General features: G+C 59.8%; 10 protein-coding genes. 8 read left to right on the plus strand and 2 right to left on the minus strand.

The window, feature by feature from the left end; translation table 11 throughout:
* Positions 1-59: 59 nt before the first annotated feature.
* The 4 genes from HBN79_RS01925 (at position 60) to dsdC (ending at position 6,495) form a co-directional block, all read left to right on the plus strand.
* Entirely contained in the window at positions 60-2,498 is a 2,439-nt protein-coding gene (locus tag HBN79_RS01925; RefSeq protein WP_095025192.1) for a TonB-dependent siderophore receptor, read from the plus strand.
* Between the two features lie 224 nt (positions 2,499-2,722).
* On the plus strand, positions 2,723-4,063 hold the full coding sequence (locus tag HBN79_RS01930) for a gluconate:H+ symporter (RefSeq protein ID WP_169916172.1): 1,341 nt from the start codon (positions 2,723-2,725) through the stop codon (positions 4,061-4,063).
* A gap of 42 nt (positions 4,064-4,105) precedes the next feature.
* Positions 4,106-5,452, plus strand: coding sequence for a D-serine ammonia-lyase (gene dsdA, locus HBN79_RS01935; RefSeq protein WP_095025190.1), 1,347 nt, complete (start codon positions 4,106-4,108; stop codon positions 5,450-5,452).
* A gap of 83 nt (positions 5,453-5,535) precedes the next feature.
* Positions 5,536-6,495: a DNA-binding transcriptional regulator DsdC gene (gene dsdC, locus HBN79_RS01940; protein WP_095000756.1), complete on the plus strand. Its 960-nt coding sequence runs from the start codon at positions 5,536-5,538 to the stop codon at positions 6,493-6,495.
* Here the strand turns inward: dsdC and HBN79_RS01945 are convergent.
* Together HBN79_RS01945 and HBN79_RS01950 are read right to left on the minus strand one after the other, a co-directional pair.
* Positions 6,437-7,780: a HAMP domain-containing sensor histidine kinase gene (locus tag HBN79_RS01945; protein WP_169916173.1), complete on the minus strand. Its 1,344-nt coding sequence runs from the start codon at positions 7,778-7,780 to the stop codon at positions 6,437-6,439. The genes dsdC and HBN79_RS01945 overlap by 59 nt on opposite strands.
* Positions 7,777-8,469 (minus strand): response regulator transcription factor, encoded by a 693-nt coding sequence (locus tag HBN79_RS01950; protein WP_095000754.1) that lies wholly within the window; start codon positions 8,467-8,469, stop codon positions 7,777-7,779. The genes HBN79_RS01945 and HBN79_RS01950 overlap by 4 nt, the downstream gene beginning before the upstream one ends.
* 202 nt (positions 8,470-8,671) lie before the next feature.
* On the opposite strand from HBN79_RS01950, the gene HBN79_RS01955 reads away from it, so the two are divergent.
* The 4 genes from HBN79_RS01955 to HBN79_RS01970 are packed head-to-tail and all read left to right on the plus strand — an operon-like array spanning position 8,672 to position 13,013.
* Positions 8,672-10,750, plus strand: coding sequence for a TonB-dependent receptor (locus HBN79_RS01955; protein ID WP_222931183.1), 2,079 nt, complete (start codon positions 8,672-8,674; stop codon positions 10,748-10,750).
* 33 nt (positions 10,751-10,783) lie between these two features.
* A complete protein-coding gene (locus tag HBN79_RS01960; RefSeq protein WP_095000752.1) occupies positions 10,784-11,086 on the plus strand; it encodes a hypothetical protein in 303 nt (100 codons plus the stop codon).
* Positions 11,083-12,693, plus strand: coding sequence for a PepSY-associated TM helix domain-containing protein (locus tag HBN79_RS01965; RefSeq protein WP_169916174.1), 1,611 nt, complete (start codon positions 11,083-11,085; stop codon positions 12,691-12,693). The genes HBN79_RS01960 and HBN79_RS01965 overlap by 4 nt, the downstream gene beginning before the upstream one ends.
* Positions 12,690-13,013 carry a DUF3325 domain-containing protein gene (locus HBN79_RS01970; RefSeq protein ID WP_095000750.1) on the plus strand — a complete coding sequence of 108 codons (324 nt, stop codon included), beginning with the start codon at positions 12,690-12,692 and terminating at the stop codon, positions 13,011-13,013. The genes HBN79_RS01965 and HBN79_RS01970 overlap by 4 nt, the downstream gene beginning before the upstream one ends.
* Positions 13,014-13,018 lie beyond the last annotated feature (5 nt).

The raw sequence follows: 13,018 nt of genomic DNA on the forward strand, positions 1-13,018 counted from the left end.
TCAATGACATAAGCCGCGACTACAGCGCGTTTGTGCCATGACCACGCAAGGATCATCGAATGCCCCCGCTCCCCCTCAATACCACCACCAAAATAGCCCGCGCTGTGCGCCTGGCGGTATTTGGCGCGTCCCTCGCCAGCCTGTCCGGTCTGGCGCTGCTACCGGCCCAGGCCGCAGCGCAAAGCCAGGCGCAGTACCAGATTGCCCCTGGCCCTCTGGGCAGCGCCCTGACCCGGTTTGGTGTGCAGGCTGGGGTTACGATTTCGTTTGATACCGAACAGGCCCGTCACCTCAAGACCGGCGGGCTTGAAGGTTCATACAGCGTCGAGGAAGGCCTGGAGCGCTTGCTTGCCAATAGCGGGTTGCAAGCCGAGCGCCAGAGCAACGGGGGTTATGTACTGGTCGCCAGCAACAGTGAGGCCGCGCTGGAGCTGGGGGCCACTCAAGTTGTCACCAACCAGTTGGGTACCGTTACCGAAGGCACCGGTTCCTACACGCCGGGCGCTATCGCCACGGCCACTCGCCTGGTGCTCACACCGCGGGAAACGCCGCAATCGATCAGCGTAATCACCCGCCAGCATATGGATGACTTCGCCCTCGACAATGTCGACGACGTGATGCGCCATACCCCGGGCATTACCGTCTCGGCCTACGACACGGACCGCACCAACTACTACTCGCGTGGTTTTTCGATCAACAACTTCCAGTACGACGGCATCCCCTCCGCCGTACGCAACGTTGCCTATTCAGCGGGTAATACCCTGAGCGACATGGCTATTTATGACCGTATCGAGGTACTCAAGGGCGCTTCAGGTTTGCTCAGCGGGGCAGGGTCCCTGGGCGGCACCATCAATCTGGTGCGTAAAAAACCCACCCATGATTTTCACGGCCATATCACCGCAGGCGCAGGCTCGTGGGACAACTACCGGACTGAAGTAGACCTCAGCGGCCCATTGACCGAAACCGGTAATGTGCGCGGTCGTGCGGTAGCGGCCTATCAGGACCGGCAATCGTATATCGACCGCTACTCCAACCAGAGTTCGGTGTTCTACGGCATCCTCGAAGTCGACCTGACGCCAGACACCTTGCTGACCGTGGGCGCCGATTATCAGGACAACAAACCCCAGGGCTCCACCTGGTCGGGGAGCTTCCCGCTGTACAACTACGCGGGCGAGATCAACAGCGCCAAACGCTCATTCAGCAACGCCACCGACTGGAGCAGCTGGCAGCAATACACCCGCACGGTGTTCGCGACCCTGGAACAGGACCTGGGCAGTGGTTGGGTGGGCAAGCTGCAACTGGACCACAAGATCAATGGCTACGATGCCCAGCTGGGAGCGATTCAGTTCAACCAGCCTGCGGCTGATGGCACCGCCAATATCAATGCTCAACGTTACAAAGGCGAAACCACCAGCGACGCGGCCGACCTCTATGTCAGCGGCCCCTACGAATTTCTCGGCCGTGAACACGATTTGGTGTTGGGTGGCTCCATCAGTACCGCCAACTGGAAAGGCAAAGGCTATTGGGACGTGACCTTCTCCACCCCCAATCTGGTGGATTACTTCAACTGGGACGGCCATCTGGCCAAACCTGACTGGGGCAACGCATCTCAAATCAGCGATGACACCGTGCGCCAGACCGGCATGTATGCAACCACGCGTCTGAATGTCACAGATGAGCTGAAAGTGTTTCTGGGCGGGCGGGTGGTCGACTACACCCTTACGGGCACCACCAATACCTATCGCGAAACAGGACGCTTGATTCCCTATGCGGGCATTACTTATGACCTGACCGATTACCTGACGGCCTATGCCAGCTACACCGATGTATTCATGCCCCAGGAGTTCTACAACCTGGATCGCAACAGCAAAATGCTTGACCCAGACGAGGGTGAAAACTACGAGATCGGCCTCAAGAGCGAGTTCTTCGATGGCCGTCTGAACGCCAGCCTGGCGTACTTTGAGGTCAAGGAAAGCAACCGTCCCATCCCCGACGATGCCTGGAACAACCTGCAACCCACCCCGCCCAACTATGCCTTCAAGGGCACTGCGGCTAAAACCAAGGGCTACGAGCTGGAGATATCCGGCGAGCTGAGCCCGGGCTGGAGCCTGCAGGCCGGTTACACGCACAAGGTGGTACGCGATGACAACGGTAAAAAGATCTCGACCTTCGAACCCGAAGACCAACTGAGCTTCTACACCATCTACAAACTGAAGGGCGACCTCAACAAAGTCTCCGTGGGCGGTGGCGCACGCTGGCAGAGCACGGCCTGGCAAGAGATGTTCAACGGCCCCAAGGACAGGTACGAAGACTTCTCGCAAAAGCCCTACTGGGTGGTGGACCTGATGACCCGTTATCAATTCACGGAAAACCTGTCGACCACGCTTAACGTCAACAACGTGTTCGACAAGTATTACTACACCAATATCGGGTTCTATAACTCGGCGATTTATGGCGAGCCGCGCAACTTTATGCTGACCACTCGCTGGGATTTCTGACACGCATATCCAATTGTGGGAGCGAGCCCGCTCGCGAAACTCTTAAAGCCTTCGCGAGCAGGCTCGCTCCCACCTGTTTTACCCTCCAACAGATGACACCACATCATCTGTCCCATGAAAAACCATCCTTTGTCAGCCTACGGAGATGTAACCTCTAATTGCCGGAAGCAAAGTGACGACGATCACTTATTTCAACAATAAAAGCGCTTCCCGGAGCACCTCCCATGCACAGCGGTCCCACTCTTTTGCTGGTGTTGTTTTGCGCCATCGCGCTGATCATTTTCCTTATCGTCAAAGTCCGCGTTCATGCCTTTCTGGCCTTGACCGCTGCGAGCTTTGTGGTGGGAATCGGGTCAGGCATGCCGTTGGTAAAAATTGCTTCGTCGTATGAAGCCGGTGTCGGCGGAACCCTCGGGTTTCTGGCAACGATCATTGGCCTGGGCGGGATTCTGGGCAAGATGCTGGAGGAGTCCGGCGGTGCGGAGCGCATCGCTCAGACGCTGTTGAACACCCTGGGCAAGGACCGCGCTTCGTGGGCGATGATGCTCGTCGGATTTATCGCAGGCATCCCGGTGTTTTTCGAGGTGGGGTTCGTGCTTCTGATTCCGCTGATTTATGTAGTGGCCAAAGAGACTCGCATCAACCTGCTGTACTTGGGCGTACCTCTGGCGGTGTCGCTGATGGCAGTGCATTGCATGTTGCCGCCACACCCTGCTGCGATGGCGATCACTGGGATGCTGGGCGCCGATGTCGGCAAAGTAATCATGTACGGTCTGATTGTCGCGCTGCCGACCGCCATGATTGCCGGGCCGCTGTGGGTCAAACTGGTGTGCAAGACCGAAGCACCAGCCACTCAGGAAGCTTTTTTGAACGAGCATTGCGATGACAGCAAAACCCGCGACCTGCCAGGCCTTGGCGTCACCCTGCTGACCATCGCCCTGCCGTTGCTGCTGATGGTCGGTAAAAGTTTCGCTGCCGGTCTGCCCCATGAATCCACCGCATTCAGCGTGATTTCGTTTATGGGCACCCCGCTGATCGCACTGTCGATTGCCGTGGTATTCGCTTATTGGGCACTGGGCTTGCGCCGCGGTTTGACCATGGCCGACCTGCTGGCTTACACGCAAAAGAGTTTTCCGCCGCTGGCCAGTATCCTGCTGATCATCGGTGCCGGCGGGGCATTCAATGGCATTCTGATCGACAGTGGCGTGGGTAGCGCGCTGTCCGCCTCGTTGACCCAATTGAATATGAACCCCATCGTGCTGGCCTGGCTGGTGGCCGGTTTGATGCACTTCGCGGTCGGCTCGGCAACAGTGGCCATGATCAGCGCCGCAGGCATGGTATTGCCTATGCTGGGAGCTCACCCGACCGTGAGCAAGGAGATCATCTGCATCGCCATCGGTGCCGGAGCCATGGGCTGGACCCACGTCACGGATTCGGCCTTCTGGGTGGTCAAGGAGTACCTGGGTGTATCCCTGACCGACGCCCTGAAAACCTTTACCACCGCCACCGTACTGGCTTCATCGATCGCGCTGGGGCTGACCCTGCTGCTGTCGCGCTTTGTTTGATTCAAACCGTATATTCAGACTTATCGTTTAAAGGACCCCGCCATGATTTTGGGCAGAACACTTGAAAACTGGTGCGCCAGCTTCCCGCTGATCCGCGAACTGGTCGCGTTGCAAGAAACCACCTGGTTCAACCCCGGGGTGGCACCGGTGGCGCAGGCGCTTGGCGATACAGGCCTGACCAGTGCCGACGTGGCCGATGCCAGCGCACGCCTTGGGCGGTTTGCTGCCTACCTGCGGGTTGCCTTCCCTGAGACAGAGGGCAGTGCTGGCATTATCGAGTCGGACATTCTGCCCCTGACGCATTTGCAGCCGTTGCTCGGCGAACGTTACGGGCAAAGCCTCAATGGCGCGCTGTGGCTCAAGCGCGACAGCCATCTGCCCATCTCCGGCTCGATCAAGGCCCGCGGCGGGATCTATGAAGTGCTCAAGCATGCCGAAGACCTGGCCCTGGCCGGTGGCCTGATTAAGCTCGACGACGACTACGCGCTGCTGCACAGCGACAAGGCCCGGGCCTTTTTTGGCCAGTACAAAATCGCCGTCGGCTCCACCGGCAATCTCGGCATGTCGATCGGCATCATGGGTGCTGCGCTGGGCTTTCAAGTGACCGTGCATATGTCAGCCGATGCCCGGCAATGGAAGAAAGACAAGCTGCGCTCCCACGGCGTTACTGTGGTGGAGTACGAAAGTGATTACAGCGTGGCCGTGGCCCAGGGTCGCCAGCAGGCTGAGTCCGACCCGAGTTGCCATTTTGTCGACGATGAAAACTCGGTCAATCTGTTCCTCGGCTACGCAGTGGCCGGCGAGCGTTTGAAACAGCAGTTCGCGGCGGCGCAAATCACCGTGGATGCCCAGCATCCCCTGTTTGTGTACCTGCCCTGCGGTGTGGGGGGCGCTCCCGGCGGCGTGGCTTTCGGCCTCAAGCTGGCCTTTGGTGATGCAGTGCATTGCATCTTCGCCGAACCGACCCACTCGCCCTGCATGCTGCTGGGTGTGTACACCGGGATGCACGACGAAGTCAGCGTGCAGGATTTCGGCATCGATAACGTCACCGCCGCAGACGGCCTCGCCGTGGGCCGCGCTTCCGGCTTTGTCGGCAAGGCCATGCAGCGCATGCTCGACGGCTTCTACACCGTCAGCGACGAGGAAATGTACAGCCTGCTGGCCCTGATGGAACGCAGTGAAGGCTTGCGCCTTGAGCCTTCCGCACTGGCAGGTGTGCCAGGTATTGCCCGGGTACTGGGCGAGCAGCAAGGCTATCTGGCCCGCGCTGGCCTGAGCCCGCAGGCCATGGCCAACGCCACCCACCTGGTGTGGGCAACGGGAGGAAATATGGTGCCTGCGGCCGAGATGGACGCCTATCTGGCCAAGGGTCGTGAGTTACTGGGCTGACTCAGGCGTAAAGCGGATGTGGCAAGATGGACTCATTGCCACATTCTGCAAGAAGTCGGCCTTTGGCTTGAGGGCAAACTACCGTGCTTAATCTTCCTCCCCGCATCAGCTCACGGCTCAACAGCAGCCAGTTCGCCAACCTTCATACCTTTCTGGTGGCCGCCCGACACCTGAGTTTTGCCCGCGCTGCGCAGGAACTTTGCCTGACCGCCAGCGCCGTAAGCCACCGCATCAGCCGGCTGGAAACGGCGTTGAATATGAAGCTGTTCCAGCGTCTTACCCGCCAGGTCAGCCTGACTGACGAAGGCGAGCGAATTTTCGAAATACTGCAAAGTGCGATGGGGGAATTGTCCGAAGCCCTTGAACGCTCGTCACAGCCAGAAATTGCCGGAGCCATTGCGCTCTATGCCAGGCCATCGGTGGCCCAATGCTGGCTGGTGCCCCGGCTGGCCGACTTTATCGAGCGCTATCCGCTGGTCTCACTGGACCTGCGGGTGGGCAATGACAATGTCGACTTTCGCACACGCAAAATAGATCTGGCCTTGTACTACGCCAACGGCGAATTCCCCGGCCTCACCAGCCAGCGGCTGATGCGCGAATGCATGGCGCCGGTGTGCAGCCCGGAATATGCGCAGCGTCACCGTCTGCACGAAAACCCGCAAAACCTGAGCAACTGCACCACCCTGCACGACTCCCTGGCCTGGGACCATGCCGCCTATGATGCCGAGTGGACCCTGTGGGCCGAACAACACAACCTGCTCGCGGCACTGCCCAAACGTACCCTGACCTTCGACCGTTCGGACCTGTGCGTCACGGCCGCTATGAGCCACGCGGGGATCGCCATCGGGCGCCAGCAACTGGTGCAAAAACGTGTTGATCGCGGCGAACTGGTGCTGCCTTTTGGCGGTTTCAGGCAGTACGGTCACTATGATTATTATCTGGTGCACCCACCGCTCAATGTGGTGCCCAAGCGCTTGCAGGTGTTTATGAACTGGCTGCACATGTGCGCTCAGGAACAGACGATTGAGCAACGGCCAAACTGACCCTGATGGTGGTGTTTGGCGCCTGTACGAACGCTACATGACCACCTGCGTTTTGCACGATCTGACGTACAATCGCCAGCCCCAACCCGGTACCTTCGCTGCTTTGCCGGCCCTTGCGAAAGCGCAGGAACATGGCTTCGCGCTCCTCTGGCGCAATACCCTGCCCCTGGTCGCTGACCTCCAACTGCAAGTGCCCGGCCACCTTGCGCAGGGTCACCTGAACAGTGCCCATGCCGTGGACCAGCGCGTTTTCCAGCAGGTTGCCCAAAGCTTCACGCAACTGATCGGGATTGCCCCGGCATTCGCAACCTGCGGTGATATCCACCTCGATTACCCGAGCACTGGCCTCAAAGAGCGGTAACAGCGCGGCACAGACTTCGCGAGTGAGACGCGAGAGATGGGTGCGCTGCTGCCCGTTATGGCCTTGGGCGGCCTCGCCTTCCTGACGCGCCAGTTCCAGTAGCTGAGTCACCAAACGGCGCATCTGGCGCATTTCCATGTCCAGCGCAGGCCACTCGACCTGCCCTGTGCGCCGGGCTGCTTGCAAGCGCAAATCCAGCACGGTCAACGGCGTGCGCAGTTCATGGGCTGCGTCGGCCACGAAACGCCGTTCGGCAGTGTAGGCCGCAGCCAAACGATCAAGCGCCGTATTGGCCGCAGCCGCCAGGGGCTGGATTTCACTCGGCAGGTTGTCCAGCGGGATACGTTGTTCTGGGTTTGCCGGCCCGATACTGCGCGCCAACTTGGCCGCCACCCGCACTGGACGCAAGGTCCAGTGCAGCAATAAAAGGATCAGACCCAATGACAGCAAACCGATGGGTACCATCATCACCAGGCTCTGGCGCAAGCGGGCCGCCAGCAGGTTGCCAATCAATTCGCGCTCAAGATTACCCTGCTTGGCCACCATCAATATGGCACCTTCGGGCAACTCCACGGGCACGCTGACCACCCGCCCGCTGAAAGCGCTCCAGCGCATCCAGCCCGGGTCCGCACCTGGCTGCTTGAGCCGACGGGGATGTTTGAGGTTTTCGGACTTCCACAACAATCGACCATCGGCCGAATACAACGAATAAGACAGTTCGCCACCGGCATACTGGCGCGGCAGGCTGGCAGGGTCGCTGTCCACCCGAAAACCATCGGCAATCACCTGCGCTTCAATAGTCATTACCCCGCGGCGCAATTCGTCGCGGGTGCCGTACAGGTAAATCGCCAGGTTGCCGAAACCCAGAGCAAAGACCAACAGCAACGCGGTCAACAGGCGCCAGCGCAGGCTGCGTTTAATCATGCCCGATTATCGACGCTGAGCAGGCGATAACCCAAGCCGCGAACCGTTTCGATGCGGCTATGGGCGCCCGCCTCACTGAGCTTGCGGCGCAACCGTGAGACCAGCGCTTCGATGGCGTTGAGGGTCACCGGCTCATTGAAAGCATAAAGCCGCTCTTCGAGTTGCTCCTTGATCACGATACGCGGTGCAATGCGCAGCATTTCTTCCAGCAACATGGCTTCGCGCCGGGCCAGCACCGTTATCCGGGTGTTGCCATCAACGCTCAAGTGCCGGGTTTCAGGTTCGAATGCCAGGTTGTTGCAACGCAACAGGGTACTCACACGACTGCCGGGGCGACGCAAGACTGCGCGCAATCGCGCCTCCAGTTCCTGCATGTCGAAGGGTTTGAGAATGTAGTCGTCCGCGCCTGCATTCAGCCCGTTGACCCGGCTTTGCAGGGCATCCCGCGCAGTCAGGATGATGCACGGCAAATCGGCATTGGCGCTGTGCTGACGCATGGCCAGCAGTGACATGCCGTCCATGTCCGGCAAGCCAAGATCCAGGATCATCGCGTCATAGCTGCCGACTTCCAGCAAAGCCTGGGCCGTGCGCCCATCTTCGGCGCCATCCACGGCAAATCCGGCCTGCACCAGATGCTCGATCAGCAAACCGCGCAGTGCCCGGTGATCCTCAACAACCAGCACTTTCATTTACTTCAATCCACAAAAAGGTCAGCCACAACGATAAAAAACGGCGCAGGGGGAAATCAACAGGGGCTCGTCAGGTTCCGGTCAGGTTGAGCTGGCAACATTCGCAAACAAGAAACGCAACTGAGACAGCTTATTATTTTCATTTGCGCAATAGCAAGAATCCCAGGAACGCTGTTTATGAACTGCCACCGCCGCAGCACCGTTGCCCCCCTCTCCTTTTGCCCGCAAGCCTCTGGCTATTTTTACCGCACTGGTCAGCCTTGGCCTGCCCCTGACGGCAGTTTGCGCCGATGAAGAAGAACAACCTTCCGGGGCAACGGCCAATGCCGCGCCACTGGAGGTCGGCTCAACGGTGGTTACAGCTTCGGGCTTCAGCCAGGACGTGCGCGATGCCCCCGCCAGTATCTCGGTCATCACCCGCGAAGAGCTGGAAAACAAGCAGTTCCGCTCGCTCGCCGATGCGGTACGCAATGTTGAAGGCGTGAGCATCATCGGCGGTGACAAGGGCGAGATTTCCATTCGCGGCATGGAGTCCAGCCACGTCCTGATCCTGATTGACGGTCGTCGCCAGAACACCAGCCAGGTCACGCTCAAGGGCGGCACCTCCGAAGGCCTGGGCATGAACTGGATACCGCCCGTCGAAGCGATTGATCGTATTGAGGTGGTGCGCGGCCCGATGTCCACGCTCTACGGCTCCGAAGCACTGGGCGGGGTGATCAACGTCATCACTCGCAAAGTGGCGCGGCAATGGTCAGGGTCGGTATCCGCGGACCACACCTTCCAGGACAGCTCCAAAGCAGGTGACAGCACGCAACTGGACGGGTACGTGTCCGGTCCGCTGGTCGAAGACCGTCTCGGCATTCAGCTCTGGGGCTACGACAAGCAACGCGACGAGGACAAAATCCTCAACGGCTTCTCCAAATCGACCCGCCACAGCGGCACCGCACGCCTGTGGCTGACCCCTGATGAGCAACAGGAGTTCATGCTCGAAGCCGGCCGCACCGAGCAGGAGTTCTGGAACAACCCGGGCAAAAGCCTGGCGCCCACAGCCGCGAAAAACAACAACCAGTACACCCGCGATACTTATGTTTTGGCCCACACCGGCAACTGGGATTTCGGTACTACCGATATCAGCCTGTATCGCGAAGAAGCGACCCGCGCCAGCGATGTCCAGACCGGCAATCAGAGCGTCACGCCTGAAGTCACCAACTCGGTATTCGAAAGCAAAATCAGCCTGCCGTTTGACCGCAACGTCTTTGTTGCCGGCGCCCAGTGGAAAAAAGACGAGCTGGAGGCAGACGGTTATTACGCCAGCCCGCAGGGTGCTGGGATTGGCACTTCGATGACAGAAAAATCGCTGTTCGCCGAGAACGAATGGAGCGTGACTGACAGCTTCAGCCTGACCACCGGTATTCGCATGGACGACAACGAGTTCTTCGGTCGCCATTGGACACCACGCTTTTACGGCGTATGGCGCCTCAATCCGGACTGGACGCTAAAAGGCGGCGTGGCCAAGGGCTTCAAGTCGCCGACCATCACCCAGACCAACCCCAATATCGGCCTGCCGCAACGCGGTGGTGCTTACACCTGGGGCAACCCGGATTTGAAACCGGAAGAAAGCGAAAACCGCGAAATCGGCCTTTACTACGACGCCGGTGGAAAATTCAGCGGTAATGTCACGCTGTTCGACACCGACTACGAAAACAAGATCGCCAACACCGGCACCCGCCAGCTGTACTACCCGGACGGCAGCCCGGTACCCGCAGACCCGATCACCGGGCGCATCTACAGCACCTATTTCAATATCACCGGTGCCACGGTGCGCGGCATCGAGACCGCTGCCCGTTATCGCTTCAACGACCGGGTGCAGCTCAAGGGCGAGTACACCTACCTGCACTCCAAAGTGTCGAGCGGCGAGGCAACCATTCTAGGCTTTGGCTACCCACTGGCCGAGGGCCAGCCTCTGGTAGCCACGCCCAAGCACTCTGGCAGCGCGACGCTGGACTGGCAAATCATCGACTCGGTTTCCAGCTTCGCCACCGTCAGCTATCGCGGTGAAGAAACCAGCATTGCCTGGGGTCAGGGCGGCGCCGTGTCACAAAGCGAGCAAGCCATCACTACCGTGGATGTGGGCGCCACCTGGCAAGCTACCCAGGATCTGTCCTTGAGCCTGGTCGGCTATAACCTGACCAATCAGGTCAGGGAGCAGGATGTGGACTCCGATTATTCCTATGCCGAAGACGGCCGACGCTTTTGGGTCAAAGCCAACTATACGTTCTGACCCTGAACCGGGCTGCGCGCCCAAGGTATTCATATGAGCGATGCCCTTAATCCTGCGCCGCAGACGGCCTACCGTCTGGCCATTGCCGCACGCACCGTACTGGCCATTTTTGGCAGTTACCTGTTTGCCGCCTTGGCGGCGGCGAGCCTCAGTCTGTTGCTGCCCGGGCCTCGGGCGCAGGCAGTGCTGAGCGCCACCATGCTGGCCTTTGCGCTGTATTGCGCGATGGCAATCTGGGCATTTAGCGCCGCATCTGCAATCCGGGCCTGGCTTGTTGCCCTGGCTTGCTGCGTGCCGCCGGCCCTCCACCTGCTGCTGCGGGAAGTCATGCCATGAAGGCCCTCGGTTTTCGTCAGGCCAACGCCTGGCTGCACACATGGGTCGGGCTGTTACTCGGCTGGTTGCTGTATGCCGTGTTCCTGACCGGTACCCTGAGTTTTTTTCAGGAAGAAATCACGTTCTGGATGAAACCTGAACTGCACGCCTCTGTGCCCGACAACCAGACCGCGCAGCGCCTTGCGCAAGCCATGCAAAGCCTGGCGCCCAACGCTGCGCAATGGACCCTCACCCTGCCCGGCGAACGCAATGCCGGGGCGCAGGCACAGTGGTTCGACATCGGCCAGCCGGTCGTCAAAAGGGGCGGCCAAAGCGTGGCCCTGGATGCGGGCACGGCCGAACCGGTGACCCCGCGGGAAACCCGTGGCGGCGGTTTTCTTTATCGTTTTCACTTTGAGCTGTACGGCATGCCGCGAGTGCTGGCGCGCTGGATCGTCGGTATTGCGACCATGGTGATGCTGGTGGCGATTGTCAGCGGGGTGATCACCCACAAAAAAATCTTTAAGGAGTTCTTCACTTTTCGCCCACGCAAGGGACAACGCTCATGGCTGGACGCGCACAATGCCACTGCAGTGCTGGCCCTGCCGTTTCACTTGATGATCACTTACAGCGGTTTGTTGCTGCTGATGTTTATGTTGATGCCCTGGGGCGTTGAAAGCGCCTATCGCGGTGATACCCAAAAGTTCTTCAACGAAAGCGGCGGACGCGGTGCCCGTACTGCGCCAGCAATGGGTGCAGGCGATCAGCCATTGGGCGAGCAGGTGCCACTGACGGACGTTGCCCCCCTGCTGGCCCAGGCCGAGCAGCGCTGGCCCCGAGGAGTCAGCAGCATCAGCGTGACCCGGCCCGGCACATCGGATGCCGTCATCGAACTGCGTGAACGCGGTGGCGACAGCCTGATCGACCGGGGCAACAGCGAACGGCTGCGTTTTGACGGTGTGAGTGGTGCTTTGTTGAACAGCCCACCCGCCCCTGCGATCAGCACGCCCAACGCGATCTATAACGTGTTGTCCAGCCTGCACCTGATCCGCTTTGCCGGTGCTCCGCTGCGCTGGTTTTTCTTTATCAGCGGGGTCGTGGGTACGGCAATGATTGCCACCGGGCTGGTGCTATGGGTGGTCAAACGCCTGCCGGAACGGCAGAAACTGGGGCGCACACCCATCGGCCATCGTCTGGTGGAGGTGCTCAATGTCGGCATTGTTGCGGGTCTGCCGCTGGCCATTGCCGCCTATTTTTGGGCTAATCGGTTATTACCCGTGGACATGACCCAGCGCAGCGCCTGGGAAATTCGCAGCTTCTTTATCATCTGGTTGCTGTGCCTGGTTCATCCACTGCTGCGCAGCCACAAACGAGCCTGGCTTGAACAGCTCTGGGTAGCTGCAGGGTTATTTGCAGCCTTGCCGCTGTTCAGTTTCGGCCTTGCACACAGCCATCTGCTGGCCAGCCTTGCACAGGGCCAATGGTTGCTGGCGGGCATGGACCTGACCTTGCTCGCCAGTGCAGCGCTGCTTGGCTACGCGGCCTGGAAACTCAACCGCCATCAACCGCTGCAACGGCCACAGCGCCAACCGCGTACGGTCAACACCCGACAAGAGAGCGCAGCATGATCTGGATATGCCTGGCGTTGAGTTTCAGTGGTTTCAGCGCACTCAGCCTGAGTACCGAGCGCCATCATGGGCAGGTGTTTGCAGACAAAGGCAGCCCGTTCAAGCGCCAGCTATTGCGCCTGCTGGGCTGGCTGCTGCTGGTTGGCGCGGTGATCCCCGGCGTTATCGAACTGGGCCCGTCAGTGGGTATCGCCTTGTGGGCGGCAGTGCTCAGCGTTGCGGCTGGCGGGCTGGTGATATTGCTGACATACCGGCCGCGCCTGATCGTGCCGCTGGCCGTTGCAGGGCCTTCAATGGCATTGGCGGTTTGGGTATTTTAGAACGC

Origin of the sequence: Pseudomonas sp. WS 5051, from assembly GCF_012985715.1 — a bacterium.
In the GTDB taxonomy this organism is placed as follows: domain Bacteria; phylum Pseudomonadota; class Gammaproteobacteria; order Pseudomonadales; family Pseudomonadaceae; genus Aquipseudomonas; species Aquipseudomonas bubulae.

Coding starts and splice junctions, on each gene's coding strand:
- HBN79_RS01960 (WP_095000752.1), top strand. CDS start 10,784: ATGAGCGATGCCCTTAATCCTGCGCCGCAGACGGCCTACCGTCTGGCC.
- dsdA (WP_095025190.1), top strand. CDS start 4,106: ATGATTTTGGGCAGAACACTTGAAAACTGGTGCGCCAGCTTCCCGCTG.
- HBN79_RS01945 (WP_169916173.1), bottom strand. CDS start 7,780: ATGATTAAACGCAGCCTGCGCTGGCGCCTGTTGACCGCGTTGCTGTTG.
- HBN79_RS01930 (WP_169916172.1), top strand. CDS start 2,723: ATGCACAGCGGTCCCACTCTTTTGCTGGTGTTGTTTTGCGCCATCGCG.
- HBN79_RS01965 (WP_169916174.1), top strand. CDS start 11,083: ATGAAGGCCCTCGGTTTTCGTCAGGCCAACGCCTGGCTGCACACATGG.
- HBN79_RS01950 (WP_095000754.1), bottom strand. CDS start 8,469: ATGAAAGTGCTGGTTGTTGAGGATCACCGGGCACTGCGCGGTTTGCTG.
- HBN79_RS01970 (WP_095000750.1), top strand. CDS start 12,690: ATGATCTGGATATGCCTGGCGTTGAGTTTCAGTGGTTTCAGCGCACTC.
- HBN79_RS01925 (WP_095025192.1), top strand. CDS start 60: ATGCCCCCGCTCCCCCTCAATACCACCACCAAAATAGCCCGCGCTGTG.